The sequence below is a fragment of the Nonomuraea sp. NPDC049486 genome (assembly GCF_040676925.1).
Taxonomy (GTDB): Bacteria; Actinomycetota; Actinomycetes; order Streptosporangiales; family Streptosporangiaceae; genus Nonomuraea; species Nonomuraea ferruginea.
Genome location: NZ_JBFAPV010000007.1, coordinates 133,013 through 159,193 on the forward strand (window position 1 = coordinate 133,013; position 26,181 = coordinate 159,193).

Genomic DNA, 26,181 nt, shown 5'->3' on the forward strand with positions numbered 1-26,181 from the left:
TACCGACGTGCGGAAGGGCTCACGATCACGCCGGTCGGCCTCCTCTGGGTCACCTCGAAGGCCGCAGAACTCATCTTGCTCACTGAGCGCACCGGTGTGAATCACCCTTGCGCAGTCGAGGCCGACACTTGTCCACTCTTGACCTGCGTGAACATGGGGAACAATGGCCCACATGACTCGTATCATCGCGGGCGCCGCAGGTGGACGGCGGCTGGAGGTGCCGCCGGGCCGCGGCACGAGGCCGACCAGTGACAGGGCGCGCGAAGGCATCTTCTTGACGCTCGACTCGCTGTACGGGCTCGCGGGCTCCCGGGTGCTGGACCTGTACGCGGGTTCGGGGGCGGTCGGGCTGGAGGCGCTGTCGCGGGGCGCGGCGCATGCGCTGATGGTGGAGTCCGACCCGAAGGCGGTGCGCACGATCCGGGCCAACATGGTGGCGCTCCGGCTCGACGGCGCCGGGGTCGTGGCCGACCGGGTGGAGCGGGTGCTGGCCAAGCCGTGCGCGGAGCCGTACGACATCGTGTTCGCCGATCCTCCGTACGCGGTGGGCGGCGAGGAGGCGACCCGGGTGCTGGAGTCGCTGCGGGACAACGGGTGGTTGCTGCCTAGCGCTTTGGTGGCTTTTGAGCGGGAAAGCAGAGGAAAAGCCCTGGTGTGGCCGGATGGTTTCATTGAGGAGAGGGTCCGTCGTTACGGCGAAGCGTCCGTTTGGTACGGTCGCGCCGCCGGGGAATGATGACCGTCCGTAGACCAGAGGAGGCGTCTTGCGCCGCGTAGTCTGCCCGGGGTCGTTCGACCCCATCACCAACGGCCACCTCGACATCATCGCCAGAGCCGCCCGGTTGTACGACGAGGTCGTCGTCGCCGTGCTCATCAATATCGAGAAGAGCAGCCTGTTCACCGTCGACGAGCGGATCGAGATCCTGCAGACGGTGACCAAGGAGTACTCCAACGTCAAGGTGCTCAAGTTCCACGGCCTGCTGGTCGACTTCTGCAAGCAGAACGACATCCCGGCCATCGTCAAGGGCATCCGGGTGGTCAGCGACTTCGACTACGAGCTCCAGATGGCGCAGCTCAACTACCGGTTGTCGGGCGTGGAGACGCTGTTCATGCCGACCAATCCCGAATACTCGTTCCTGTCGTCGAGCCGGGTGAAGGAGATCGCCCGGTACGGTGGAGACGTGTCGGGCCTGGTCCCCGACCTGGTCCACAAGCTGCTCGTCGAGCGGCTCAAGGGCTGACGGCGACCTGGTATCCTTTCTTTTCGGCCCTGTACGACAGCGATTTCGCCATGCCTAGCGAGAGCAGGATGACTCAGCACCTCGACCCCCGCTCCCCTTGGGTGATCTCCACCCATGACCTGGGAAAGCGGCCGGGCACGATGCGCGAGCTCTCCCTGGTCCTCCCTACGCCGGCGGATCTCGGCGTCGACATGATCGGCGTCCCCAAGGACGCCGAGGTCGAGCTGGCTCTCCGGCTCGAAGCAGTGATGGAAGGCGTGCTCGTCTCGGGCACGGCGCACGCCCCGTTGTCCGGGGAGTGCGCGCGGTGCCTGGACCCGGTGTCCTCCGACATCGAGGTCGAGCTGCAGGAGCTGTTCTTCTACTCCGACGAGGACGCCTCCGAGGACGACTCGCTGCTCGACGGCGAGTTGTTCGACCTGGAGCCGACGTTCCGCGACGCGGTGGTGCTCTCGCTTCCGCTGAGCCCCGTCTGTCAGGACGACTGCCAGGGGCTGTGCACTGAGTGCGGGATCAAGCTGGCCGAGGCCGGTGACGATCACCGTCACGAGAAGGTCGACGCCCGCTGGGCGTCGTTGCAGGGTCTGATGACCGAGAACGATAACGATCAGGAGAAGTGACGTGGCCGTCCCGAAGCGAAAGATGTCGCGGAGCAACACCCGCGCCCGTCGCTCCCAGTGGAAGACGACTGCTGTCGCCCTGGTGAGCTGCCCGCAGTGCCGGTCTCCGAAGCAGCCGCACATCGCGTGCCCCACCTGCGGCACCTACAACCGTCGTCAGGTCGTCGAGCCGTCTGCCTGATCCACCGAGTTGACGTGATTCCGGCCGGGTGCCATTGTGCCCCGGTCGGCGTTACCGTCTCAGACGTGTGCGGTGGCGGTCTCGCCCGCGGCCGTGGTGGACGCCGGGGATCCGATCCCCCGACGCCCACCACGTTTTCGGGCATCATCCGCGGCCGTCGCGCCATGTGGAGATGTCCGAGGAGGAAAGCACGTGGGCGCAGGTCCTAAGCCGGTGGCCGTGGAGGTCGCCAAAGACGAGCTCGAGCGAGTCCTGTCGGTGGCTCTCGGCCCCGACATCCTGGAGCGGGCGCTCACGCACCGCTCCTACGCGTACGAGAACGGCGGCCTGCCGACCAACGAGCGCCTGGAATTCCTGGGCGACTCCGTGCTCGGCCTCGTGGTCACCGACACCCTCTACCACAACCACCCCGACCTGCCCGAGGGCCAGCTGGCCAAGCTGCGGGCCGCGGTGGTCAACATGCGTGCCCTGGCCGACGTGGCCAGAGGGCTCGGCGTCGGCCGGTTCCTGCGGCTGGGCCGGGGCGAGGAGGGCACCGGCGGGCGCGACAAGTCCTCCATACTGGCCGACACCCTGGAGGCGCTCATCGGCGCCGTCTACGTCGACAAGGGGCTCGACGAGGCGTTCCGGGTCGTCCACCACCTCTTCGACCCGCTGATCGTGCGCTCGGCCTCGCTCGGCGCGGGGCTCGACTGGAAGACCTCGCTGCAGGAGCTGACCGCCTCGGAGGCGCTCGGCGTGCCCGAATACCACGTCGAGGAGAGCGGCCCCGACCACGCCAAGTCGTTCACCGCCGAGGTGCGGGTGGGCGGCGAGTCCTACGGTTCCGGCACCGGCCGCAGCAAGAAGGAGGCCGAGCAGCAGGCCGCCGAGGCCGCCTGGACCCGCATCAGGGCCGGCCGCGAGCAGCGCGAGAGCCAGCCGGCGGGCTAGGTTGCCGGAGCTGCCCGAGGTCGAGGTCGTCCGCCGCGGCCTGCGACAGTGGGTGATCGGGCGGGAGATCGACTCGACCGAGGTGCTCCATCCCCGCGCGATCAGGCGCCACCTGCCCGGGGCCCTGGAGCTGGCCGCGCGGCTGCGGGGCCGCACGCTGGTCTCGGCCGAGCGGCGCGGCAAGTATCTCTGGCTGCCGCTGTCGGGCGACGAGGACGCGTTGATGGCCCATCTCGGGATGAGCGGCCAGTTGCTCGTGGTGGAGCGGGACGCGCCGCCGGAGAAGCATCTGCGGGTGCGGATCCGCTTCCGTGACGGCGGCCCCGACCTGCGCTTCGTCGACCAGCGGACGTTCGGCCACATCATGGTCAGCCCGCTGGTCGCCGGCGTGCCTGAGCCGATCACGCACATCGCGCCCGATCCATTTGAGGAGTCGTTCGACGACGCCCGCTTCGCCGCCGGCCTGCGCGGGAAGCGGACCGAGATCAAGAGGGCGCTGCTCGACCAGTCGCTGATCAGCGGCGTCGGCAACATCTACGCCGACGAGGCGCTCTGGCTGGCCCGCCTCCACTGGGCACGGCCCACCAACACACTGACGCGCCCCAAGATCACTGAGCTGCTGGCGGCGGTCCGCCAGGTCATGGGCGCCGCGCTGCTGCAGGGCGGCACGTCCTTCGACAGCCTCTACGTCAACGTCAACGGCGAGAGCGGCTACTTCGAGCGCTCGCTGGAGGTCTACGGGAGGCAGGACCAGCCCTGCTCGCGCTGCGGCACCCCGATCAGGCGCGAGCCGTTCATGAACCGCTCCTCCTACTTCTGCCCCCGATGCCAGCGACGGCCACGCTGACGGCGGCGAGCGCCGCTCCCAGCCACATCACTGCGGCGACGGAGACCCCGTCCGCCACCCGGCCGCCGGCGAACGCGCCGAGCGCGATGGAGACGTTGAAGGCGCAGACGAAGAGCGCGGTGCCGAGCTCGCCGCCGCCCGACCGCATGATCCACAGCTGCAGGGTCACGCCCACGCCGCCGTAACCCACGCCCCACACCACCAGCGCGGCCAGGGGCAGGTCGATCAGCGGCAGCGCCGCGGTGGCGACGGCCATGAGCGCGGCCAGCGTGACGAGCACGGCCCTGGGCCTTCCCGCCGCTTGCGCGCCCGCTGCGAAGTTTCCCGCCACGCCCGCGGCGCCGTACAGGAGGAGCGCCGCGCCGACGAAGGCGGGGCCCGCGCCCGCGACCTGCTCCAGGAACGGCCGTACGTAGGTGTAGGCGGCGAAGTGGCCGGAGACGATCAGCACGGTCAGGACGAGAACCACCTTGAGCGGCCGTGAGAGCTTCCCTGGGCCACCCGCCGCGGGCCCGGACGGGCCGGGCTTGGTGGGCGGTTCGCCGGGCAGCGGCGGGAGCGTCGCGGCCAGCAGGGCGACCAGGGCAAGCGCGGCCACCCCCAGGGCGGCGAACGCCGCTCTCCAGTCCGCGAACGAGGAGAGGAACGCCGCCGCCGGCACGCCCAGCACGGACGCCACGGACACGCCCGCCAGGATGATCGATGTGGCCCGGCCGACGAACCGGTCCGGCACCAGCCGCGGCCCGAGAGCGGCCGCGAAGGCCCAGAACCCGCCGATGCTCACTCCCGTCAGCACCCGGGCGGCCAGCATGAACGGATAGTCCTGGGCCAGCGCGCCCGCCAGGTTGGCGACCCCCAGCAGGGCCATCAGCCCCAGCAGCGTGACGCGCCGGTCCAGCCGCCGGGTGGTGATCGCCAGCACGGGCGCCGCGACGGCGGCGACCAGGCCGGGCGCGGTCATCATCAGGCCGGCGGTGCCGTCGGACACGCCCAGGCTCGACCCGATCGACGTCAACAGGCCGACGGGCAGCATCTCGCTGGTCACGAGGATGAAGGTGCCCGCCGCCAAGGAGGTCACGGCGAGCCACCGCGCCCGGTCGGCGGCGGATTCGGAGGCGGGCTCAACGGTCGTCGTCATGCCGCTCAGACTCGCCGCCGGCCCGCCCCGGGAACAATGACGAAGGCCGAAGGCTTGGTTGAGTCAGATTAAGCGATCAGCGGAGGATGGGATGGAGTTCAAAGAGCTGGAGTGCTTCGTCGTGCTCAGCGAGGAGCTGCATTTCGCCCGTACGGCGGAGCGTCTCTACCTGTCGCCGGGCCGGGTGAGCCAGCTCATGCGCTCGCTTGAGAGCCGGATCGGCGCCAGGCTGTTCCACCGGACCAGCAGGCGGGTGCGCCTCACGCCTCTCGGCGAGCGTTTCCTGTCCGATCTGCGGCCCGCCTACGACGGTCTGGCGAGCGCGGTGGGCCGGGCGAAGGCGGCCGCCCGGGAGGTCACCGGCGTGCTCAGGGTGGGGTTCCTGGCCAGTCCCACAGACGTCGTCACGGGCAGCGTGCGGGCTTTCGAGAGCCGCCATCCCGGGTGCGAGGTCGAGTTGGTGGAGATCCCGCTCTCCGACCCGTTCGGGAGGCTACGGGAGGGGCGGATCGATCTCGCGTTCACGCTGCTGCCGGTGGACGAGCCTGACCTGGCCACGGGTGAGGGCCTGAACCGGGTCTCCTACGAGCTCGGCGTCTCCGTCCGTCATCCGTGGGCCGGGCGGGCCGGGATCGACGCGGAGGAGCTGGCCGGCATCCGCCTGATCGGGCTCGACGGCCCCGCGCCCCGCGCCTGGCTGGAGCGGATCACGCCCTCCCTGACTCCGCGCGGGCGGGTGATCCCCAGGGCGGGTACGGTGTCCACGGGTCAGGAGGGGCTGACCCAGGTGGCGCTCGGCCGGGGTGGCATGCTGTTCTGCGCGCCGACGGCCGCTCACCACCGGCGCCCCGACGTGAGCTTCGTGCCCGTCACCGGGCTGCCTCCGTCGATACTCGGGCTGGCCTGGGTCAAGGAGGCGGAAACAGCGGTGATCCGGGCGTTCGGCGCCGCGGCGGCCGGGCAAGCGGCGGTGGCCGGGCCGATGGTGGCTTGACGGCCCGGCGCGGGAGGAGCCGCAGGAGACGCGGCTGAGGACACTGGTGGAGACACAGCGGGTGATATGGACGACGTGCGGCTGACGGCCTGGGTGCGGGGGCGGGTGCAGGGAGTCGGGTTCCGCTGGTGGACCAGAGCCAGGGCGCTGGAGCTCGGCCTGGCAGGATGGGCCAGGAACACCGACGACGGCCGGGTGGAGGTCGTGGCCGAAGGGCCGCGCGACGCCTGCGTCAAGCTCCTGGAGCTGCTCCGAGGTTGCGACACGCCGGGAAGAGTCGATGGAGTAGTGGAACGTTGGAGCGAACCCCGAGGTAGTTTGGGCGGTTTTGTGGAGAGGTAGGCGGTTTCGTTAAACCGCGCAAATAGGGTATAGTTATATGTCGGGAGTGCCTGCGGGTGGGTTCCAACAGTCGCTTCGACTTGACCGCCCACACTGCCGGTGCGACTCTTGTTAGGTACCACGCGCACCCCTCCCGCGGAATAAAGAAGTGCGCGAACCAGTCTGGTCACTCAGCGTGGAGGACCCTTTACCATGGCGAAGGCTCTACTCGGCCACGTCGGCGGTCCTGACCCTCGTATGGTCTCGGAGATGCGCCGCCTGCAGCAGCGCATCCGTGACCTGGAGGCAGAACTCATCCGACTTCAGGCCCAGAATGACGCTCTTGCGGCGCAAACCCGCGATGAGGCGCTCAGTCGCATGCAGGAGCGCGAGCCGGCACTCACCTGAGAGTGATCGGAGCGCAAGATCCAGGGACGTCTCGGAGAGGCGTCCCTCGTTATTTGGTCTAATTCGACACAAGTTCTGATTCGAGACAGTTTCGTACCTTCTCGACAGGGATCCGGCTGGTCTCGACTGCACCCGCGAGCGACGGGCAGTCGGGACCAGTAGTCTTTCCCGGAGTCCGTCCAGGGAGAAGGGGGCCCGCGCTTGTATTTGAAGACCCTCACGCTGCGCGGATTCAAGTCCTTCGCCTCCGCGACCGCCCTGCGTTTCGAGCCCGGCATCACCTGTGTGGTCGGTCCCAACGGCTCCGGCAAGTCCAACGTCGTCGACGCCCTCGCCTGGGTGATGGGCGAGCACAGCGCCAAGTCGCTGCGCGGCGGCAAGATGGAGGACGTCATCTTCGCCGGCACCTCGTCCAGGCCGCCGCTCGGCCGCGCCGAGGTCACGCTCACCATCGACAACACCGACGGCGCGCTGCCCATCGACTACACCGAGGTGACGATCAGCCGGCTGATGTTCCGGTCCGGGCAGAGCGAGTACGCGATCAACGGCGACACCTGCCGGCTGCTCGACATCCAGGAGTTGCTGTCCGACTCCGGCATCGGCCGTGAGATGCACGTCATCGTCGGCCAGGGCCAGCTCGACGCCGTGCTGCACGCCGGGCCCGAAGACCGGCGGGCGTTCATCGAAGAGGCCGCGGGCGTGCTGAAGCACCGCAAGCGCAAGGAGAAGGCGCTGCGCAAGCTCGACGCGATGCAGGCCAACCTGACCCGCGTCCAGGACCTCGCCACCGAGCTGCGCCGCCAGCTCAAGCCCCTGGGCCGCCAGGCCGAGATCGCCCGCAAGGCCGCCGTCATCCAGGCCGACCTGCGCGACGCCCGGCTGCGGCTGCTCGCCGACGACGTCTGCACGCTGCGGGCCAGGCTGGAGCGCGAGGCCGCCGACGAGGCCGCGGTGCTGACCAGGCGCTCCCAGGTGGAGACCGCGCTGGCCGAGGCCCAGGAGCGCGAGACCGCGCTCGACGCGGCCGAGGCCGAGACCCAGCCGCGCCTGGCCGCCGCCCAGGAGACCTTTTTCCGGCTGTCCTCCCTGCGCGAGCGCATCTCCGGCCTGGAGCAGCTCGCCGCCGAACGCCACCGCCACGCGCTCGACGCCGCCGCCATCGAGCGCCGCGGCCGCGACCCCGAAGACCTCGAACGCGAGGCGGCCGAGGTCCGCGAGCGCGAGCTGATCCTGCGCGCCGAGCTGGAGCAGGCCCAGGAGCTGCTGGAGGAGGCGGTTCAGCAGCGGTCCGACGCCGAGGCCGAGCTGGCCGCCGAGGAGCGCCGGCTGGCGATGGCGGCCAGGGCCGCCGCCGACCGCCGCGAGGGCCTGGCCAAGCTGCGCGGCCAGGTCGACTCCGTACGGAGCCGGACACGGGCCGCCGAGGAGGAGATCGGGCGGCTGGAGCGGTCGGTGGCCGGGGCCGTCGAGCGCGAGCGGCTGGCCCGCGAGGAGCTGGAGGCGCAGCGCCTGGAGCAGCCCGAGATCGATCCGGCGCTGGCCGAGGAGCTCGCCACCGCCCAGGAGCGGGTCGAGCAGGCCAGGGCGGCCGCCGAGGAGGCGCGGGCCGCCGTCATGGGCGCCGAGGCCGCGCTGGAGGGCCCGCGAGCGGCGCTCAGGGCCGCGCGAGCGGCCGTCGGCACGGCGAGGTCCGCCGACCAGGAGGCCCAGCAGGCCGTGGCGGCGCTGCGCGCCCGGCGCGACGCCCTGGAGCTGGGCCTGGCCAAGGGCGACGGGGGCGCGGCCCTGCTGGAGACCGACCTGGCGGGCGTGCTCGGCCCGCTGGCGGCGGTCATGCAGGTCACCCCCGGTGCGGAGCCGGCCGTCGCGGCGGCGCTCGGGCCGGTCGCCGAGTCCATCGCCGTCAAGTCGGTCGCCACCGCGGTGAACGCCCTGGAGCTGCTGCGCGTCAAGGACGCCGGCCAGGCCACCCTCCTGGTGGCGGCCCCCGACGACACGCCCTCCGTCCGTGGGAGCGCCGTGGCGCTCTCCGCGACCGGGGAGAACGGCGGTGCCGGGCCAGGCGGTTCCGAGGTGCTTTCCGCGTATCCGGAGAGCGGCGAAGGCGTGAGTGACGGTGGAGCGGGGGAGGCGCCGGGTGGGGGGCGGTGGGCGGCTCAGCTCGTCACCGTGCCCGCGCATCTGCGGGCGGCGCTGGACCGGGTGCTGGCGGGGGTCGTGGTGGTGGCCGACCTCGAGACCGCGCGCCGGGTGGCCGAGGAGCATCCGGGGCTGCGGGCCGTCACGACGGGCGGCGACCTGGTGGGGGCGCACGTCGCCGCCGGCGGGTCCGAGGGCGGCACGTCCGTGCTGCAGGTCAGGGCGGCACTCGACGACGCCGTCGCCGATCTGGAGGACGCCGGGACACGCGCGGGCGAGACGGCCGCGGGGCTGGAGGAGGCGGTCGCGGCCGAGCACGCCGCCCAGGCGGCTCTGGAGGCCGCGCAGGCCGCGGTGAGCGAGGCGCAGTCCGCCGCCGGCGCCGCCCAGGGGCAGGCGAACGCGGCCCAGGGCATGCTCGACCAGGTCAGGGCCCGCCAGCGGGAGGCCGACCAGGCCACCGCGGCGGTCGCCAGGCGGCTGGCCCAGCTGGAGGCCGCCGCCCAGGCCGCCCGTGACGAGGCCGAGCGCCTCGGCCGGAGCGTCGCCGCCGCGCAGGAGGCCCGTGCCGAGGGCCTGGAGGAGCTGTCCGAGCTGGAGATCCGGCTCGCGGAGGCCGAATACGCGCAGGAGCTGGAGAGCGAGCCGACCACCGACCGGCGCGACGAGCTCGCCACGGTGTCCGAGACCGCCCGCCGGCGCGAGATGGAGAGCCGCCTGCAGGTCCGCACCGCCGAGGAACGCGTCAAGGGCATGGAGGGCCGCGCCGACGGCCTGCTGCGGGCAGCGCAGCGCGAACGCCAGGAACGCGCCCAGGCGGCCGCTCAGCGCGCCAGGAGGCGTGAGCAGGCGGCGGTCGCCCAGGCCGTCAGCACGGGCGCCAAGAGGGTCCTGACAGCCCTGGCCGGCTCCGTCGGGCTGGCCGCCCGCGAGCGCGACGAGGCCGAGCTGGCCAGGGTGGCCGTCGACGCCGAGCTGAAGCAGGTCCGCCTGCGTGTCCGCGAGCTGGGCCAGGAGCTCGACAAGCTGGTCAACCGCGTCCACGGCAACGAGGTGGCCCGCACCGAGCAGCGCATGCGCCTGGAGCAGCTGGAGCGGCGGGCGATGGACGAGTTCGGGGTGGAGTCGGAGGCCCTGGTCGCCGAGTACGGCCCCGCCGCTCCGGTGCCGGGCGACCCGCCCGTCCCGTACGTGCGCGAGGAGCAGGAGAAGCGGGCCCGCACCGCCGAGCGGCAGATGAACCAGCTCGGCAAGGTCAACCCGCTGGCCCTGGAGGAGTTCGCGGCGCTGGAGGAGCGCCACGCCTTCCTCAACTCCCAGCTGGAGGACCTGAAGAAGACCCGGCGCGACCTGCTGACCGTGGTCAAGGAGGTCGACGAGCGGGTGGAGCTGATGTTCGCCTCCGCCTACGAGGACGTCGCGCGCGAGTTCGAGCAGATCTTCACCCGGGTCTTCCCCGGCGGCGAGGGCCGGCTGGTGCTCACCGAGCCCGGCGACATGCTCACCACCGGCATCGAGGTCGAGGCCAGGCCGCCGGGCAAGAAGGTCAAGCGGCTGTCGCTGCTGTCGGGCGGCGAGCGGTCGCTGACGGCGGTGGCGTTCCTGATCTCGATCTTCAAGGCGCGGCCGTCGCCGTTCTACGTGATGGACGAGGTCGAGGCCGCGCTCGACGACACCAACACCCAGCGGCTGCTGAAGCTCTTCGAGGAGCTGCGGCAGAGCTCGCAGCTGATCGTCATCACCCACAACAAGCGCACGATGGAGATAGCCGACGCGCTCTACGGCGTGTCGATGCGCGGTGACGGTGTGACGCAGGTGGTCAGCCAGCGCCTGCGGGAGCGAGAGCCCGCCTGATCGGCGCGCCCTTGGTCCTGACCATGCCGGTCCATCTGGAAAACTGACATCTTGTGGATGGTTACCTCGGCGTGATCGTGATCGTGGTCCTTGTCGCCCTCATCGCGGCAGGTGGCCTGTTCCTGCTCTTCCGGCCGGGAGGCAAGGCGGCCCCGCCGCCGCCCCCGGAGGCACCGCCTCTTCCCGAGGAGGAGGAGAAGCGGCCCCCGGCGGAGGAGGCCGAAGGCGCGACCACGACCATTCCGCCGCCGGCCAAGCCCGCCGAGCCGATGGTCAAGGCGCCCGAGCTGGAGGTGCCGCCGCCGTCGGCCGGCCGGATGGTGCGGCTGCGCTCCCGGCTGGCCAAGTCGCAGAGCGCGCTCGGCCGCGGCCTGCTGGAGCTGCTGTCCCGCGACCGCCTCGACGACGAGGTGTGGGACGAGATCGAGGAGCGGCTGATCACGGCCGACGTCGGCGTCGCGCCGACCCAGGCCATGGTCGAGGAGCTGCGCACCAAGGTCAAGGTGCTCGGCAGCCGCAGCCCTCAGGAGGTCCGCGAGCTGCTGCGCGAGCAGCTGCTCATCCAGATCAACCCCGACCTCGACCGTAGCCTCCACATCGCCAAGCACGGCGAGCGGCCGGCGGTGGTGCTGGTCGTGGGCGTCAACGGCACCGGCAAGACCACGACCACCGGCAAGCTGGCCCGCTCGCTGGTCGGCGACGGCAAGAAGGTCGTGCTCGGCGCGGCCGACACCTTCCGCGCCGCGGCCGCCGACCAGCTGCAGACCTGGGGCGACCGGGTGGGGGCCGACGTGGTGCGCGGCCCCGAGGGCGGCGACCCGGCCTCGGTGGCGTTCGACGCGACCGCCAGGGGCATGGAGGAGAAGGCCGACGTGGTGATCGTCGACACGGCCGGCCGCCTCCACACCAAGACCGGCCTGATGGACGAGCTGGGCAAGGTCAAGCGGGTCATCGAGAAGAAGGCGACCGTCGACGAGGTGCTGCTCGTCCTCGACGCGACCACGGGCCAGAACGGCATGCGCCAGGCCCAGGTGTTCGCCGAGGTGGTCAACATCACCGGCATCGCGCTGACCAAGCTCGACGGCACGGCCAAGGGCGGCATCGTGATCTCCGTCCAGCGGGAGCTGGGCGTCCCGGTCAAGCTGGTGGGTCTGGGCGAGGGGCCGGACGATCTGGCGCCGTTCGACCCCGAGGTGTTCGTGGAGGCCATCCTTGGCGACTAAAAGGTCACTAATTAGGAAATAATCCTTTTCACGTTAGCTCTTGTCGTCCGACGGAAGCCGTGTTGATATTGGACGATCTGTCTGTCATTGATCGGGAAAGGCCGAACATGAAGAAGGTCGTGGTCCATAAGCCGGGGACCGTCAAATTGGCCGGGGCGGCGACGCCGAAGCACGCCGCCTGACCTCCTCCATGGCAGAGGGCGCGGCGCCAGCGGACGGGGGCGCCGCTCCCGCTTTTTCTCGCGATCCGGTTTTTCGGACCGTGATTGCGGTGTTTTCTGCTCGCCAGGGGAGCGACGATTCTGAAAAGGATCTTTTTCGACGCCCATCGTGGTCTCCGGGGCCCTTACACCTTCGGAGCCGCGCTCATGCACGCGCTCGTCCCCGAGGCGGGGGACGAGCTGATCGCCGCCTACGACATCGAGATCAGGACGGTGGCGCCCGCGCTGCGCGACCGGGTGCCCGCCCGGCGGGTGACGCTGGCCGACCGGCTGCCCCAGGGTGAGCGCATCCTGGTGCCCGCGCCGCTGCGCACGCTGCGGCTGGCGAACGGGCTGGCGGAGTTCGTCCGCGGTCATCTGACGGCCGCGGGGCCGATGGAGCTGCGGGTCGCCAACACCGCGCATGCCGACCCCACCGACCTCCAGCTGCTGGACGTGCTCGAACGGCGGGTGCCCGGCCTGGCGATCGTCCGCGAGCCGTCGGGGCCTTCGCACCCGGCTCCCTCGTACGCGCTCGGGCCCGAGCTGGACCGATACCGCAACGAGGGCTTCCACCACGCGATGGCCGAGGCCGGGGCGGCGCTGCTGCCCACGCTGCCTGAAGGCGGCGCGCAGTGGTGGACGCTCGCGCACCGGGCCGCCACCGCGCTGGCCGCGCTCGACCGCGAGGACGAGGCGCGCGAGCTGCTCGACCGCGGCCGGCGGGCGAGCACCGACCCCAAGAACCTCGCGACCGCCGCGTACGCGACCGCGATGCTGCTGGTCAGGCACCACGACCCCGGCAGGCGGGACCCTGAGGAGGCGCTGGCCTGGATCAACCAGGCCGTCGCGCTCACCTCGTTGCTGCCCGACCGGCGCGAGCGGGCGTTCCACCTGGGCTTCGACCTGAACGGCAAGGCGCTCGTGCAGGTCCGCCTGGGCCGCGCCGGCGAGGCGATGCGGCTCGTCCAGGAGGCCATCGACCTGGGCGAGCGCGACCTCGCGCCGGGCCATCCGATCCACCGGCTGGTGCTGCGGGCCAACCGGGCGCAGCTGCTGGCCGTGCTCGGCGACCCGGAGGCGGCGCTGGCCGATCTGGACGCCGCCGTCGCGGCCGATCCCGGCTATCCCGACTACTACGTGGACCGGGGCAACCTGCGATACAGGCTGGGGCGGCTGGACGAGGCGGAGGCCGACTACGAGAGCGCCATGCGGGCCGGGCCGCCCTTCCCCGAGCCGTACTACAACCGCTCGGAGGTGCGGTACGGGCGCGGCGACCTGGCGGGCGCGCTGGCCGACCTGGACCACGCGGTCGAGCTGGATCCCGGCTTCACCGACGCGTACGTCAACCGGGCCGGGCTGCTGGTGGCCATGGACGAGTTCGACCGGGCCAAGGCGGACGTCGAGCGGGATCCGGGCAACCCGTTCCTGCTCAGCGTGCTGGGGCAGATCGAGACGGCGCAGGGCAACCTGGTGGGCGCGCGCAAGGCGTTCGACTCGGCGCTGGAACGGGCGCCGGAGCTGGCCGCGGCCTGGGCCGGGCGCGGGGCGCTGGCGTTCGAGGAGGGCGACGCGCACGCGGCGGTGGCCGACCTGACCAGGGCGGTCGAACTGGAGGACGGGGCCGAGGTGCGGTTCAACCGGGCCTACGCGCTGCGCTCGCTCGGCGACGTGGAGGCGGCGCGCGCCGACCTCCGGCACGCCGCCGCTCTGGCTCCGGAGGACGACCAGATCGGCGAGGCCCTGGCCGAGCTCGCCTAGGACGGCAGGAAGGCGCGCAGGTCGGCGAGGTGGGGCTCGATGTCGAGGCCCTGGCCGGCCAGCCAGGCGGGGTTGCCGTAGGTGCCGCGGTAGCGGTCGCCGCTGTCGCAGATCAGCGTGACGATGCTGCCGCGCTCCCCGGCGCCGCGCATCTCCTTGATCAGCTCCACGCAGGCGGCGACGTTGGTGCCGGTCGAGCCGCCCACGTCGCGGCCGGTGACCTCGCGCACCCAGTGCATGGCGGCGATCGAGCGGGCGTCGGGCACCGCGATCATGCGGTCGATCACCGTCGGCAGGAACGACGGCTCGACGCGCGGCCGGCCGATGCCCTCGATCCGTGACCCCGGGGCAGTGACCTCGGGATCGCCGGAGACCCAGCCGGGGTAGAAGGCCGAGCCCTCCACGTCGGCGACGGCCAGGCGGGTCGCGTAGCGGCGGTAGCGGATGAAGCGGCCGATCGTCGCGCTGGTGCCGCCGGTGCCGGCGCCGACCACGATCCAGGTGGGTTCGGGGTGCGGCTCCATGAGCATCTGGTCGAAGATCGACTCGGCGATGTTGTTGTTGCCCCGCCAGTCGGTCGCCCGTTCGGCGTAGGTGAACTGGTCCATGAAGTGGCCGCCGGTCTCGGCCGCGAGCCGGCGGGACTCCTCGTAGATCGCGCCCGGATCGCCGACCAGGTGGCACTTGCCGCCGTAGAACTCGATCAGGTGGATCTTCTCGGGCGAGGTGGCGGCCGGCATGACCGCGATGAACGGCAGCCCGAGCAGCCGGGCGAAGTAGGCCTCGCTCACCGCGGTCGAACCGCTGGACGCCTCCACGATCGTGGTCGTGGGGCCGATCCACCCGTTGGCCAGGCCGTACAGGAAAAGAGACCGGGCGAGCCGGTGTTTGAGTGAACCGGTGGGGTGCACCGACTCGTCTTTCAGGTAGAGGTTTACCTCCCACTCCGAGGGAAGCGGGAACACGTGCAGGTGCGTATCACAACTCCGGTTGGCGTCGGCCTCCACCTTGCGGACGGCCTCGGCCACCCATTGGCGTGTCGCCGGAGCGTGGCGGTCCACGAAATCCATGCCCATACGCTATCCCATGTGATTCCCGCCACATTTTCCACGAAATTGAGCGGATGATGTTATGATTATGAAACTTGTCCAGCCGTGGACGTGATGTCGCACGCCGCGAGCGCAGGGACTGTTCACCTCTCTGACCAGCGCGGAACCCCTAACGCGGCCCTTACGCGGGGCCTGCGACGATGGAACCGCTGTCAGTCGGCTGGTGCCGAACGGGGGATAGCGCAAGGGGGAATGATTTGATCACGATGACCGAAGAGCAGCGTCAAGACTGGTTCGAGCGCGATGTCGTGCCCGTGACGTCGCAGCTGTTCGCGTCCGCCATGCGTCTGACCCGTAACACCGCCGATGCCGAGGACCTGGTGCAGGAGACCGTGGCCAAGGCCTTCACGTCCTACCACCAGTTCCGCGAGGGCACCAACCTCAAGGCCTGGCTGCACCGGATCCTCACCAACAACTTCATCAACGACTACCGCAAGAAGCAGCGTTCGCCCAAGCTGTCGGCCGCCGAGGACATCGAGGACTGGCAGCTGCACGCCGCCGAGTCCCACACCTCGACCGGGCTGCGCTCGGCCGAGACCGAGGCGCTCGACCGGCTGCCCGACAGCGTGGTGATGAACGCGCTGCGCTCGCTACCCGAGGACTTCCGGGTGGCGGTCTACCTCGCCGACGTCGAGGGGTTCGCCTACAAGGAGATCGCCGAGCGGATGGGCACGCCCATCGGCACCGTGATGTCCCGCCTGCACCGGGGGCGCAGGCAGCTGCGCGGCATGCTGGAGGAGTACGCCCGGGAGGAGGGCGCGGTCCGCGAGGCCGCGCCGAGCGCGGCCTGAGGTCGCGGAGCCGCCCGCGTGCTACGCGACGGCTATGAGCGCCACCGCGCCCAGCGCGCATGCCACGCCGGCGAGCTGGATCGCGTGCAGCCGCTCGCCGAGCACCCGCCTGGCCAGCAGCAGCGTGCTGGCCGGGTAGAGAGAGACCAGCACCGCCACGAGGCTCAGCATGCCCTGCCGCTGGGCCAGCAGGTAGAGCACGTTGGCGGCCATGTCGAGGACCCCCGCGGCGACGATGACGCCCAGCGAGCCGGACGCCGGCTTCAGCGCCCGCCGGGTGGCCAGCGCGAGCAGGAGCACCAGACTGATGGACGAGACCCGGGCGCCGGCCAGCGGCCAGAGCCCGGACTCCGCCGAGGCCATGGCGAGCAGGATGAAGAAGCCGCCGAACCCCGCGCCGGCGGCCAGCGCCGTGAGCACCGAACTCGCCGACCCGCTCGCGCTCCCGGACCGGTCCTGGCTGATGAGAAGCACCGCGCCCAGCCCCAGCGCCACCCCGAGCAGCGCCGTGGCCTCGGGACGCTCACCCTGGAGGAGCCCGAACCCGACGGGCAGCGCCGCGGAGGTCACGGCGGTGGTCGGCGCCACCACGGACATCACGCCGGTGGCCAGCGACCGGTAGAACAGCACCAGGCCGGCGGCGCCCGACAGCCCGGCGCCGAGCCCCCAGAGCACGGCCCGGCCGTCGAAGGCGCCGGGCAGCGCGGGCAGCAGGGCCAGGATCAGCGCGAGCCCGGCCAGCTGGGAGAGCGCGACCACGGCGAGCACCCGCGATCGTCGGGTGGCCAGGCCGCCGAAGAAGTCGGCCGTGCCGTAGACCACCGCGCTGGCGGTCGCGAGGATCACCGCGATCACGTCTCACCATCCCTTGGTTCAATATATTGCACTCCTAGTACACCACACAGAGTGCACTGTGGTGCAAACTCTTTCCACTACACTGCACAAGGGTGGAGAACACCGAGCTGATCACCCAGGCCATCGCCAGCAACGTGCGCGCCCAGCGGGCCCATCGCGGGCTCACCCTGGACGCGCTGGCCGCCCGGTCAGGCGTCAGCCGGGGCATGCTCGTCCAGGTCGAGCAGGGGAGGACCAACCCGAGCGTGTCGACCCTCACCCGGATCGCCTCCGCCCTGGGCGTGACCGTCGCCCGGCTGGTCGAGGTCGGCGACGTCCCGGTGGTCCGCATCGTCGGCAAGGCCGACGCGGTCACCTTCGACCAGGGCGACGTGCGGGCCAGGCTGCTGGTCGGCGCGGACTCGCCGATGATCCTGGAGCTGTGGGACTGGCGGCTGGCGCCCGGCGAACACCACGACGGCGACCCGCACCCGGCGGGCACCAGGGAGATGCTGACCGTGCTGCGGGGCGAGCTGACCCTGACCGTCTACGGCAAGAGCCACGTGATCGGCACCGACGACGCGGTGCTCTTCACCGCCGACAGGGCGCATCGCTACGCCAACGAAGGCGACGGCGAGCTGCGGTTCATCATGGTCGTGGCGGAGCCGCGCGAGGTGGCCGACCACTGACGCCGACTCCCGGCTGTGAAACTTCTTGACGACTGTGAGCTGTGGGTGGGTACACCTCTTCGTGTGCGACGGACCGTCGGCAGGGGGTAATGGGTGAGTGAGTCCCGCGCGGTGACGGAGAAGCTCCGAGCGGAGCTGCACGGCCTGGGCGTGACCACCTCGTACGAGATCGGCGACGGTGTGACCCTCTCCGTCTGGATCGGGCTCGTCGTGCGCTACCGGGACGGGTTCTACCGTTGGCGGGAAGGCCCGGTGAAACGCCGCCATCTCGGTACCGATCCGGCCGGATGTGCCCTAAGAGTGGCGCGTCGCTACAAGGAGTTGCAGGCTGATATCCCATCATGGTGGGAAGAGCTGGTCAGGGACTCGCGGGGGCGGCCTGCCGGCGACTATCCGTGATGCCCCCGTTGGCGTGCCACCGGGGGGAACATGCGCGCGTGGGGGGTGGCGCCGGTCTTGGTGCTGGCGGCGGTGACGGGATGCGCGGCCCAGCCACCCGCACGGGTGCCCCTTGCCGCGCCGGAGCGCCCCGCCGCCTCCGCCGACCCGGAGGCGCTGGCCAGGCGGCTGACCTCGATGCAGCGCGACTGGCCCGCCCGCCCCACGGAGTGCGGCCGGTGCGTGGCACTCACCTTCGACGACGGGCCTGGTGCCGACACCGCCCGGCTGCTCCAGGTGCTGCGCGAGCACGACGCGCGGGCCACGTTCTTCGTGGTCGGTCAGATGGTGGCCGCTCCCGGCGGGGCCGCCCTCCTGCGCCGTATCACCGGCGAGGGGCACGAGCTCGGCAACCACTCCTGGACCCACACCGAGCTCACCACCCTGCCGCGCCGGCTGATCGCCCAGGAGCTCCAGCGCACCGGTGATCTGGTGCGCTCGGTGACCGGGGTGCGCATGCACCTGATGCGGCCGCCGTACGGGTCCACCGACCGCACGGTCGCCGAGGAGTCCCGGCGGCGCGGGCTGGCGCAGATCCTGTGGAACGTCGACACCCACGACTGGCGCGACCGGGTGCCCGCCGTCGTGGCCAAGCGCGCGGTCCGGGCCAGGCCCGGCTCGGTGGTGCTGCTGCACGACATCCACCGCACCACCGTCGACGCGGTCCCGCGGATCATCGAGACGCTCACCCGCAAGGGCTACCGGCTGGTGACGGTGAGCGAGCTCTACGAGACGCCGCCGGAGCCGGGGCGGCGCTACCTGGCGGCGGAGCCGAAGCCGTGACCGCGGGCCCGGCATGGCAGGCTGGGCGCCATGGGTTTCACCGGCATCCCGGACGAGGCGTTCCTGTTCTACGAGGGACTTGAGGCGGACAACTCCAAGACCTATTTCTCCCGCCACAAGCACCTGTACGAGGACGCGGTGCGGGCTCCGATGCTGGCCCTGGCCGACGAGCTGGCCGAGGAGTTCGGCGACGCCAAGCTGTTCCGCCCGTACCGTGACGTCCGCTACGCCAAGGACAAGTCGCCGTACAAGACCCATCAGGGCGTCTTCATCGACCTGATGCCCGGCATCGGGTTCTACGCCGAGGTCAGCGCGGCCGGCGTCCAGGCCGCGGGCGGCCTGTTCTCGCAGGCGCCCGACCAGGTGGCCCGCTTCCGCGCGGCCGTCGACCACGACGAGACCGGCAAGCCGCTGGAGACCGTGGTGGCCGCGCTCGATGCCGCCGGCTACGAGCGCGGCGGCGAGCGGCTCAAGACCCGGCCGCGCGGCGTGCCGGAGGACCATCCGCGTCTCGACCTGCTGCGCCACAGGTCGCTCTACGCGAGCCGCCGGTTCGAACCGGAGCCGTGGGTGCACACCGCGCGGGCCGCCGACCGGGTGCGCGCCTGCTGGCGCGACTTCCGGCCGCTCATCGAATGGCTCTGCGCGCACGTACGGGGGAGCGAGCTGCCGCGCAGGCCCTGATCAGGGCTGCTGGGAGGTCTCGTCTCCCCTGAGGATGCGGTCGACGGTCTGGCCCGCGGCCGAGGTGGCGGCGGTGGTGACCGCCGCGATCACGATGGCCAGCAGCGGCGTCGCGAGGCTGCGCAGGCTGCGGACGTTGCGCACCCTGGCCCACGGCTCGCCGGCCAGGTGCATGATCCGCCACTCCCAGTAGAGGCCGAGCCCGATCGAGACCAGCGCCACCTTGCCCACGATGATGGCCACCACCTGCACCTTGTCCATCGCGCCCAGGTCGGGCTCCGCGAGGGCCGACAGGTAGCCGGACAGCTCGGTGGCCAGCGCGGCGGCCATCAGGTGAAGCGCCTTCGTCATCGGCTGGGTGCCGCGGACGCGCGGGTAGAAGTAGCCGAACAGGAAGCCGAACGCGGGCAGCGCGATCACCGAGCGGGCCTCGAACACGAAGCTGCTCAGGTCGGCCCCGGCGGGCACCCCGAACACGATGAGGAAGGGCAGGCTCAGCAGCAGGCTGACGACGAACCCGCAGACGCCGTTGTGCCAGGGGGAGCAGCCCGCGGCGGTGGCGAAGGCGGTCTCGGGGTGGCCGCCGTGCCGGCGCAGCGCCGCGTCGAGTCCGTCGCGCTGCCTGCCGAACTCCTCCATGGACAGCTCGCCGGTGCCGATGCGGCCCCGGCCGGCGCGGTAGAGCTCCTGCTCGGAGGCCAGCAGCAGCCGCCGGTGCAGCGCGGACCTGATCAGCTCGCGGTGCTCCTCCTGGTCGCCCGGCTCGACGACCGACGGGTGCGGATGGGTCAGCAGCCAGCGCGCCGTCACCCAGGCGATGAGCGCGGTGATCGAGAGCATCGGCAGCGGCACGTTGATGTCGCCCAGCGTGGCGCTGCCCTGCGGGGCCAGGTAGGCCACCATCAGGCAGATGATCATCGTGGCCTCGGCGGCGGAGCTCCGCGTCGCGTCCAGGGCCGAACCGAGCCGCCTGAGCCGGAGCACCAGCAACAGGAACCCGAGCAGCAGCAGTCCCATCACCCCGCGCACCGCCGGGGTCAGCTCCAGCTCGCCGATGTGGGGCACGACCCGGCCAGGCACCTCGCGGCTCCACGAGCCGGCGTCGAGCCACTCGCTCGGCCAGCCCTGCACCATCAGGCTCACCACGACGGCGACCACGGCCGCGCCGCGCGTCCACTGCTTGATGGCCACGGCGACGGCGGCCACCGGGATCAGCGCCCAGCAGAACGCCAGCAGCAGCCGGACGCTGTCGGGCGGGTAGACCTGGGTGGCCAGCGCCTTGCCCCACAGGGCCAGGGCCAGCAGCGCGATCGCGGAGCCGGCCGCGAAGGCGGCCAGCCGCACGACCACGATCCGCACCCCGAGGTCGGCGCTGAGCACCACCGCGGACCCGGCGGCCGCGACCGCGGCGACACCCGACCCGGTGAGCAGCGTGTCGCCGGGGAGCTGCCCGTAGCGGTAGGACCACGACAGCATGCCGACCGCCAGCAGGACGCCCACCCCTGTCGCGCCGAGCGCGTCACGTGGCGTCCACTGCGGCCCGGTCGGCAGCACCTGGACCGCGTGGCGCAGCGCGAGCAGCGGCAGCCCGCCGAACAGCATCACGTACGCGGGCAGCGTGAACTCCTCGGCCACGGCCGGCAGCAGCACCACCGGCACGGCCAGGGCCAGCCCGGCGGCCAGCTCCCGGTTGGCCGTCCGCTGCCACCACTCGCCGCCGAGCGCGCGCAGCAGCAGCGCCGCCAGCACGACCGCGGTGAGCACGCCGAGCGCGGTCGCCCAGGAGAAGTCGTCCTCCTCCCGCACGTCGGGGAAGCCGTAGGAGCCCTGCGCGAGCGTGACGCTCACGGGGTAGACGCCGACGGTGAACTCCAGCCGCTGCCGCTCCTCCCGGTCGGGCTCGATCGAGGCCGCCCGCAGCACGGTCCACTCGCCGGGCAGCAGGGTCACCTTGCGGTGGACGACCAGCAGCGGCCGGGCGGTGGGGGCGTTGAAGTCGACGCGCATGAGCTCTTCAGGACGCACCTGCCGCAGCAGCGTCACGGTGAAGCGCACGGTGGTGCGGCCGTCCTCGGTGGTGAGCAGGGGCGGCAGCCGGGAGGCCGGGGCCAGCACGGTGCCGTTGACCTTGACGGCGCCGAACCCGTCGTCGGTGAAGCGCCGCATGCCGCGCGGGAACTCGGCCCCCTGCCGGAGCGTGCCGGCCAGGCTGTCGGTGGAGTCCATCAGCATCCGGTGCACGATCGTCACCTTCACCTGACGCCGGCGCTCGTCCAGCCGCCCCTCGGGCACGCCGGCCAGATCGGCGGCGCTCGCCGGGGCGATGGTCACCTCGGTGAACGCCTCGCGGTCACGCTCGACGCCGGGCTCGGCGCGGGTGGCGGGGAGGTTCCACGAGTCGCCCTCCAGCATCGAGGGCGGGACCGCAGCCGGAGGCACGGGCTCCGCCGCCATGGTGCACCAGATGATGGCGCCCATCGATATGACGGCCAGCCCGAACCCGGCAACAGCTCGGAGCCTCTCCACAGTCTGGATGATTCACTCGCCCGGCCGATTGTTCTCTCCGATGGGGTAACGGTGTGATTACATTGCTCCGGTCTTGACATCTTCTGTCTATTTCCGGAGCGTAAAAGCCCGCCAATCCCTTGAATTCCCCTTCTCCAGGTACGGCACACCTCACTAGAGAGGTAAGCGGAAATGCGTGATTCCGCATCGTAGCCTCCGACCAGGGAACCTGTGCTCCGCTCCCGGATTCCCGAATCGCCGCCCGGAGAAATGACTACGGGCCACTCCGCCGTACCGGAGAAACAATCTCCACACGGCGGGGTGACCCGGAGTAAGGACGGTCAGGCGCGCTTGGCGCGGGCCGCGGCGCGGCCCCGCGTGGCGGCGTCGAGAATCACCTTGCGGATGCGCACCGCGTCGGGAGTGATCTCCACGCACTCGTCCTCGCGGATGAATTCCAGCGCCTGCTCCAGCGAGAGCACGCGCGGCGGGATCACCTTCTCCGTCTCCTCCGCGGTGGAGGAGCGCATGTTGGTGAGCTTCTTCTCCTTGGTGATGTTGACGTCCATGTCGTCGGAACGGGAGTTCTCGCCGACGACCATGCCCTCGTAGACCTCGGTGCCGGGCGAGACGAACAGGGCGCCGCGCTCCTGGAGGTTGAGCATCGCGAACGCGGTGACGGGCCCGGAGCGGTCGGCCACCAGCGAGCCGCTGCCGCGCGTGCGCAGCTCCCCGAACCAGGGCTCGTACGCCTCGAACACGTGGTGCACCAGGCCGGTGCCGCGGGTCTCGGTGAGGAACTCGGTGCGGAAGCCGATCAGCCCGCGCGCCGGGACCACGAACTCCATCCGGATCCAGCCGGTGCCGTGGTTGGTCATGTGTTCCATGCGGCCCTTGCGCACGGCCAGGAGCTGGGTGACGGCGCCGAGGTAGTCCTCAGGGCAGTCGACCGTGAGCCGCTCCACCGGCTCGTGCACCTTGCCGTCGATCTCCTTGGTGACCACCTGGGGCTTGCCGACCGTCAGCTCGTAGCCCTCGCGGCGCATCTGCTCCACCAGGATGGCCAGCGCCAGCTCGCCGCGGCCCTGCACCTCCCACGAGTCGGGCCGCTCGGTGGGCAGCACGCGCAGCGACACGTTGCCGACCAGCTCCCGGTCGAGGCGGTCCTTCACCATGCGGGCGGTGACCTTGGCGCCCTTGACCTTGCCGACCAGCGGCGAGGTGTTGGTGCCGATCGTCATCGAGATGGCGGGCTCGTCGACGGTGATGAGCGGCAGCGGGCGCGGGTCCTCGGGGTCGGCCAGCGTCTCGCCGATCATGATGTCGGGGATGCCGGAGATGGCGATGATGTCGCCGGGGCCGGCCTCCTCGGCGGGCTTGCGCTCCAGCGCGTCGGTCATCAGCAGCTCGGTGATCTTCACCCGCTGGATGCTGCCGTCGGTGCGGCACCAGGCGACCTGCTGGCCTTTGGTCAGCCGGCCCTGGTGGATCCGGCACAGCGCGATGCGGCCGAGGTAGGAGGAGGCGTCGAGGTTGGTGACGTGCGCCTGCAGCGGCGCGCTGGGGTCGTAGGTCGGGGCCGGGATCGTCGACTTGATGATGTCGAACAGCGGCTCCAGGTCGGCCGACGCGGGCATGGTGCCGTCGCCGGGACGCTCCAGCGAGGCGCGGCCCGCCTTCGCCGAGGCGTAGACGATCGGGAAGTCGATCTGGTCGTCGGTCGCGTCGAGGTCCATGAACAGCTCGTAGACCTCGTCGACCACCTCGGCGATACGCGAGTCGGGCCGGTCGACCTTGTTGATGCACAGGATGACGGGCATCTTGGCCGACAGCGCCTTGCGCAGCACGAAGCGGGTCTGCGGCAGCGGGCCCTCGGAGGCGTCGACCAGGAGCACCACGCCGTCGACCATGGACAGGCCGCGCTCGACCTCGCCGCCGAAGTCGGCGTGGCCGGGGGTGTCGATGATGTTGATGGTCATGCCGCCGTGGCGCACCGCGGTGTTCTTGGCGAGAATGGTGATGCCCTTCTCGCGCTCGAGGTCGTTGGAGTCCATGACCCGGTCATCGACGTCCTGGTTGGCGCGGAACGCCCCGGACTGCCAGAGCATGGCGTCGACGAGCGTGGTCTTGCCATGGTCGACGTGCGCGATGATCGCGATGTTCCTCAGGTCGTCGCGGCTGTTCAAAGGCATGATGAGTTCTCGCTCTGTATTGATGGGGCCGGCCGCGCGATCTCGCGACCTTATAAGTCTAGTTGATCCCCTCTGGTGACACGCGCGGACTGGAGAGGCCGCTTCCCTGAGGTGCTGACCTAGGGAAGGTGCCACACTGTGACGTCAGAGTGATCCTCTCGCCACAGATGGTGACCACATGCCGCAGTTCTTCGCCGGCGCGCCGACGGACGACGTCGAGCGGCTGTGCCGGCTGCTCGACGGGATCCCGCTCGCGCTGGAGCTGGCCGCCGGGTGCGCGCTGAGCCCCGGGCGGATCGCCGACCGGCTCGGCGGGCGCCACGGTCTCCTGCCCGCCTCCGCCGACGGGGCCGGCAAGGTGCTGGCCGTGGTGCGGCTCGGGCACGAGCTGCTGGCGCCCCGCGAGCGGGTGCTGCTGCGCAGGCTGGCGGTGTTCGCCGGGGCGTTCGACGCGCCGCTGGCCGGGGCCGTGTGCGGCGACGGCGGGATCCTGCGGCGGGCCGAGGTGCCCCGGCTGCTCGACCGGCTCGTGGCTGCGCGATTGGTGACGGGGTCGTACGCGCTGCGCGGGGTGGTCAAGGAGTACGCGGCCGAGCGCCTGCGGGAGGCGGGCGAGCACGACCTGCTGCGCGACCGGCACCTGAGGGCGCTCTGCGAGGCGTACGAGGAGTGTCATGAGGGGGCGTCACTGGCGCGGCGGCAGCCGTGGCCGGAACGGGTGCGCCACCTGCGCAGGGCGCGGGCACTCAGGGCGGAGTGCCGCGCCGCCCTGGGGCGGGCGGTGGAGCGCGGGGAGGCGGCGTGCGGGCTGCGGCTGGTCAGGGCCGCGATGGCGATGGGGGTGTCCTGCCCGGACGACGCGCTGGAGCGGCTGCCGGCGCTCGGGGCGCCGGGGGAGCTGGCCGACTGCGCGCAGGTGCTGCTGGGGTGCGCGCGCGGCGCGGTGGAGCCTGTCGTGGCGGGGGTGGACGGGCTGCGGGCGCGGGGCTACTCGTACTGGCTGGGGGTGGGTTACAACGCGGCGGTGCGGGTCTGCTTCGCGAACGGACGGTGCGGGCTCGGCTGGCGTTACCTGGGCGAGCTGGAGGCCGCGGCGGCGGCCGACGACGACCTGGTGGCGCTGGCGGGAGCGCGGATGGCGCGGGGCGACCTGGCGCTGCTGGCCGGTGAGGTGCACGAGGCGCGCCGCCACGCGGGTGCCGCGCTGACGCTGGCGCGGGAGGCCGGTGACCCGCGCGCGATCGTCGCCGCGCTCCGCCGCCTCGCGGCCGTCGCCGACACGGTGGGCGACCACGACGAGGCGGCCCGCCACCGCGCGTGCACCCTGCCGATCCTGCACGCCATAGGGGAGGAACCGCCGCACAACATCCTGTCCCAGGCTTGAGCGGGCGCGACAGCTTCTCGCGCGGCCTGAAGGGCCGCGGCGACAGCCTCACGTGGGCCTGATCGGGAAGTCGCGCGTTGGCACGCGCCGGTGCCGACGGTCCGGTTCTCGCCCTGGTCGGCGAGCGCAGCGGGCCGGAGGCACGCATGACGGCGGCCGGCCCGAGGGGTTTCCCGAAAAGCCTTTGATCTTGTCTTCTACGGGAAGATCCGTCAGATACAGGAGAAACGCCTCAGGGGAGGTGGGCGGCGAGATATCCGTGGGCCAGTCGCTTGCACTCGGCGATCAGGTCGGGGTCGCCGTCGGGGTCGACCCGGAAGGCCAGCTTGAGTACGGCGTCGGCGGCCTCGACCGTGACCAGGACCGCGCGGTCGAACGCCGGCCCGGCCGGGGCGTCGAGCAGGTCGACGGTGATGGCGCGCAGGCGGTCGGCCACGATCGCGTTGTTCTCCAGGGCGGTGTCGAGCATCCGGTTGGTGCCCTCGATGGCGGGGCCGCCGGGGGCGCGCAGGATCTCGCCGAAGTCGACCACCGCGAACCCCGGGGTGGTCCGCTTCATGGCCACGAACTCGTCGATCGCCAGGTCGACCAGGTCGGTCCAGTGGCCGAGGTCGGCGGCGGTGATGCGCTCCTTGATGCGCTCGGTGACGCGGCCGAGGAACGCTTCGAGGTTGCGCAGGGCCAGCGCCCGCACCAGCCCCTGCTTGTCGGGGAAGAACTGGTAGAAGGTGCCGATCGGCACCTCGGCGCGGCGGGCGACCTCCTTGGTGGTCAGCGACTCGTAGCCGATCTCGTCGAGCAGGAACGCGCACTCGTCGAGCATCCGCTCCACCCGTTCCAGGCTGCGGCGCTGGGCCGGCCTGCGACGCAAGGTACTCGTCATGTCCCCATCCTGGCGCATTACCCGCAGGT

At 71.5% G+C, this 26,181-nt stretch carries 24 protein-coding genes; 18 read left to right on the forward strand and 6 right to left on the reverse strand.

The window, feature by feature from the left end; genetic code table 11:
• Nucleotides 1–172 precede the first annotated feature (172 nt).
• The 6 genes from rsmD to mutM all read left to right on the forward strand — a co-directional run bounded on the left by rsmD (nt 173) and on the right by mutM (nt 3,822).
• Nucleotides 173–736, forward strand: a complete 564-nt coding sequence (gene rsmD, locus AB0K05_RS21530; RefSeq protein WP_271275431.1) for a 16S rRNA (guanine(966)-N(2))-methyltransferase RsmD — start codon at nt 173–175, stop codon at nt 734–736.
• A gap of 28 nt (nt 737–764) precedes the next feature.
• Complete coding sequence (gene coaD / locus AB0K05_RS21535; RefSeq protein ID WP_148029520.1) at nt 765–1,241, forward strand: pantetheine-phosphate adenylyltransferase; 477 nt, start codon at nt 765–767, stop codon at nt 1,239–1,241.
• A gap of 68 nt (nt 1,242–1,309) precedes the next feature.
• Nucleotides 1,310–1,861: a YceD family protein gene (locus AB0K05_RS21540; RefSeq protein WP_271275430.1), complete on the forward strand. Its 552-nt coding sequence runs from the start codon at nt 1,310–1,312 to the stop codon at nt 1,859–1,861.
• Nucleotide 1,862: 1 nt separating this feature from the next.
• Nucleotides 1,863–2,042 (forward strand): 50S ribosomal protein L32, encoded by a 180-nt coding sequence (gene rpmF / locus AB0K05_RS21545; protein WP_082535183.1) that lies wholly within the window; start codon nt 1,863–1,865, stop codon nt 2,040–2,042.
• Nucleotides 2,043–2,261: 219 nt separating this feature from the next.
• Nucleotides 2,262–2,975 (forward strand): ribonuclease III, encoded by a 714-nt coding sequence (gene rnc / locus AB0K05_RS21550; RefSeq protein WP_261808838.1) that lies wholly within the window; start codon nt 2,262–2,264, stop codon nt 2,973–2,975.
• A 1-nt stretch (nt 2,976) separates the two neighbouring features.
• The gene (gene mutM / locus AB0K05_RS21555; RefSeq protein ID WP_271275429.1) at nt 2,977–3,822 is read left to right on the forward strand and encodes a bifunctional DNA-formamidopyrimidine glycosylase/DNA-(apurinic or apyrimidinic site) lyase; all 846 of its coding nucleotides are present in this window, start codon (nt 2,977–2,979) and stop codon (nt 3,820–3,822) included.
• On the opposite strand, the gene AB0K05_RS21560 is transcribed toward mutM, so the two are convergent.
• Complete coding sequence (locus tag AB0K05_RS21560; protein WP_364231067.1) at nt 3,770–4,960, reverse strand: MFS transporter; 1,191 nt, start codon at nt 4,958–4,960, stop codon at nt 3,770–3,772. The two genes, mutM and AB0K05_RS21560, sit on opposite strands and share 53 nt — an antisense overlap.
• Before the next feature lie 91 nt (nt 4,961–5,051).
• Between AB0K05_RS21560 and AB0K05_RS21565 the strand changes: the two genes are divergently transcribed.
• The 6 genes from AB0K05_RS21565 to AB0K05_RS21590 all read left to right on the forward strand — a co-directional run bounded on the left by AB0K05_RS21565 (nt 5,052) and on the right by AB0K05_RS21590 (nt 13,860).
• Nucleotides 5,052–5,954 carry a LysR family transcriptional regulator gene (locus AB0K05_RS21565; protein ID WP_271275427.1) on the forward strand — a complete coding sequence of 301 codons (903 nt, stop codon included), beginning with the start codon at nt 5,052–5,054 and terminating at the stop codon, nt 5,952–5,954.
• A gap of 66 nt (nt 5,955–6,020) precedes the next feature.
• Nucleotides 6,021–6,296 (forward strand): acylphosphatase, encoded by a 276-nt coding sequence (locus AB0K05_RS21570; RefSeq protein ID WP_148029525.1) that lies wholly within the window; start codon nt 6,021–6,023, stop codon nt 6,294–6,296.
• 192 nt (nt 6,297–6,488) lie between these two features.
• Nucleotides 6,489–6,683, forward strand: coding sequence for a hypothetical protein (locus AB0K05_RS21575; RefSeq protein WP_055505123.1), 195 nt, complete (start codon nt 6,489–6,491; stop codon nt 6,681–6,683).
• Between the two features lie 201 nt (nt 6,684–6,884).
• A complete protein-coding gene (locus AB0K05_RS21580; RefSeq protein ID WP_271275426.1) occupies nt 6,885–10,676 on the forward strand; it encodes an AAA family ATPase in 3,792 nt (1,263 codons plus the stop codon).
• 53 nt (nt 10,677–10,729) lie between these two features.
• A complete protein-coding gene (gene ftsY / locus AB0K05_RS21585; protein WP_271275425.1) occupies nt 10,730–11,899 on the forward strand; it encodes a signal recognition particle-docking protein FtsY in 1,170 nt (389 codons plus the stop codon).
• A 368-nt stretch (nt 11,900–12,267) separates the two neighbouring features.
• Nucleotides 12,268–13,860: a tetratricopeptide repeat protein gene (locus tag AB0K05_RS21590; RefSeq protein ID WP_271275424.1), complete on the forward strand. Its 1,593-nt coding sequence runs from the start codon at nt 12,268–12,270 to the stop codon at nt 13,858–13,860.
• On the opposite strand, the gene AB0K05_RS21595 is transcribed toward AB0K05_RS21590, so the two are convergent.
• The gene (locus tag AB0K05_RS21595) at nt 13,857–14,930 is read right to left on the reverse strand and encodes a PLP-dependent cysteine synthase family protein (protein ID WP_271275423.1); all 1,074 of its coding nucleotides are present in this window, start codon (nt 14,928–14,930) and stop codon (nt 13,857–13,859) included. The genes AB0K05_RS21590 and AB0K05_RS21595 overlap by 4 nt on opposite strands.
• A gap of 245 nt (nt 14,931–15,175) precedes the next feature.
• On the opposite strand from AB0K05_RS21595, the gene AB0K05_RS21600 reads away from it, so the two are divergent.
• On the forward strand, nt 15,176–15,760 hold the full coding sequence (locus AB0K05_RS21600) for a sigma-70 family RNA polymerase sigma factor (RefSeq protein ID WP_187280970.1): 585 nt from the start codon (nt 15,176–15,178) through the stop codon (nt 15,758–15,760).
• A 21-nt stretch (nt 15,761–15,781) separates the two neighbouring features.
• Here the strand turns inward: AB0K05_RS21600 and AB0K05_RS21605 are convergent, their stop codons facing one another.
• Entirely contained in the window at nt 15,782–16,615 is an 834-nt protein-coding gene (locus AB0K05_RS21605) for a DMT family transporter (RefSeq protein ID WP_219543724.1), read from the reverse strand.
• A gap of 92 nt (nt 16,616–16,707) precedes the next feature.
• Between AB0K05_RS21605 and AB0K05_RS21610 the strand changes: the two genes are divergently transcribed.
• The 4 genes from AB0K05_RS21610 to AB0K05_RS21625 all read left to right on the forward strand — a co-directional run bounded on the left by AB0K05_RS21610 (nt 16,708) and on the right by AB0K05_RS21625 (nt 19,188).
• Nucleotides 16,708–17,283, forward strand: coding sequence for an XRE family transcriptional regulator (locus tag AB0K05_RS21610; protein ID WP_219543725.1), 576 nt, complete (start codon nt 16,708–16,710; stop codon nt 17,281–17,283).
• Between the two features lie 93 nt (nt 17,284–17,376).
• A complete protein-coding gene (locus AB0K05_RS21615; RefSeq protein ID WP_148029533.1) occupies nt 17,377–17,682 on the forward strand; it encodes a hypothetical protein in 306 nt (101 codons plus the stop codon).
• A 30-nt stretch (nt 17,683–17,712) separates the two neighbouring features.
• Nucleotides 17,713–18,504 carry a polysaccharide deacetylase family protein gene (locus tag AB0K05_RS21620; protein WP_271275422.1) on the forward strand — a complete coding sequence of 264 codons (792 nt, stop codon included), beginning with the start codon at nt 17,713–17,715 and terminating at the stop codon, nt 18,502–18,504.
• Nucleotides 18,505–18,534: 30 nt separating this feature from the next.
• Entirely contained in the window at nt 18,535–19,188 is a 654-nt protein-coding gene (locus AB0K05_RS21625) for a DUF2461 domain-containing protein (RefSeq protein WP_271275421.1), read from the forward strand.
• On the opposite strand, the gene AB0K05_RS21630 is transcribed toward AB0K05_RS21625, so the two are convergent.
• A complete protein-coding gene (locus AB0K05_RS21630) occupies nt 19,189–21,714 on the reverse strand; it encodes a hypothetical protein (protein WP_364231073.1) in 2,526 nt (841 codons plus the stop codon). It lies immediately after the preceding gene.
• Nucleotides 21,715–22,034: 320 nt separating this feature from the next.
• Nucleotides 22,035–23,885 (reverse strand): translational GTPase TypA, encoded by a 1,851-nt coding sequence (gene typA, locus AB0K05_RS21635; RefSeq protein ID WP_364231074.1) that lies wholly within the window; start codon nt 23,883–23,885, stop codon nt 22,035–22,037.
• 178 nt (nt 23,886–24,063) lie between these two features.
• Between typA and AB0K05_RS21640 the strand changes: the two genes are divergently transcribed.
• Nucleotides 24,064–25,269, forward strand: coding sequence for a hypothetical protein (locus tag AB0K05_RS21640; RefSeq protein ID WP_364231076.1), 1,206 nt, complete (start codon nt 24,064–24,066; stop codon nt 25,267–25,269).
• A 232-nt stretch (nt 25,270–25,501) separates the two neighbouring features.
• Here the strand turns inward: AB0K05_RS21640 and AB0K05_RS21645 are convergent, their stop codons facing one another.
• The gene (locus AB0K05_RS21645; protein WP_148029539.1) at nt 25,502–26,152 is read right to left on the reverse strand and encodes a TetR/AcrR family transcriptional regulator; all 651 of its coding nucleotides are present in this window, start codon (nt 26,150–26,152) and stop codon (nt 25,502–25,504) included.
• Nucleotides 26,153–26,181: the final 29 nt, after the last annotated feature.

Coding starts and splice junctions, on each gene's coding strand:
- AB0K05_RS21645 (WP_148029539.1), bottom strand. CDS start 26,152: ATGACGAGTACCTTGCGTCGCAGGCCGGCCCAGCGCCGCAGCCTGGAA.
- AB0K05_RS21560 (WP_364231067.1), bottom strand. CDS start 4,960: ATGACGACGACCGTTGAGCCCGCCTCCGAATCCGCCGCCGACCGGGCG.
- AB0K05_RS21575 (WP_055505123.1), top strand. CDS start 6,489: ATGGCGAAGGCTCTACTCGGCCACGTCGGCGGTCCTGACCCTCGTATG.
- AB0K05_RS21570 (WP_148029525.1), top strand. CDS start 6,021: ATGGACGACGTGCGGCTGACGGCCTGGGTGCGGGGGCGGGTGCAGGGA.
- AB0K05_RS21540 (WP_271275430.1), top strand. CDS start 1,310: ATGACTCAGCACCTCGACCCCCGCTCCCCTTGGGTGATCTCCACCCAT.
- AB0K05_RS21625 (WP_271275421.1), top strand. CDS start 18,535: ATGGGTTTCACCGGCATCCCGGACGAGGCGTTCCTGTTCTACGAGGGA.
- AB0K05_RS21620 (WP_271275422.1), top strand. CDS start 17,713: ATGCGCGCGTGGGGGGTGGCGCCGGTCTTGGTGCTGGCGGCGGTGACG.
- AB0K05_RS21590 (WP_271275424.1), top strand. CDS start 12,268: ATGCACGCGCTCGTCCCCGAGGCGGGGGACGAGCTGATCGCCGCCTAC.
- AB0K05_RS21565 (WP_271275427.1), top strand. CDS start 5,052: ATGGAGTTCAAAGAGCTGGAGTGCTTCGTCGTGCTCAGCGAGGAGCTG.
- AB0K05_RS21640 (WP_364231076.1), top strand. CDS start 24,064: ATGCCGCAGTTCTTCGCCGGCGCGCCGACGGACGACGTCGAGCGGCTG.
- typA (WP_364231074.1), bottom strand. CDS start 23,885: ATGCCTTTGAACAGCCGCGACGACCTGAGGAACATCGCGATCATCGCG.
- AB0K05_RS21600 (WP_187280970.1), top strand. CDS start 15,176: ATGACCGAAGAGCAGCGTCAAGACTGGTTCGAGCGCGATGTCGTGCCC.
- rsmD (WP_271275431.1), top strand. CDS start 173: ATGACTCGTATCATCGCGGGCGCCGCAGGTGGACGGCGGCTGGAGGTG.
- AB0K05_RS21595 (WP_271275423.1), bottom strand. CDS start 14,930: ATGGATTTCGTGGACCGCCACGCTCCGGCGACACGCCAATGGGTGGCC.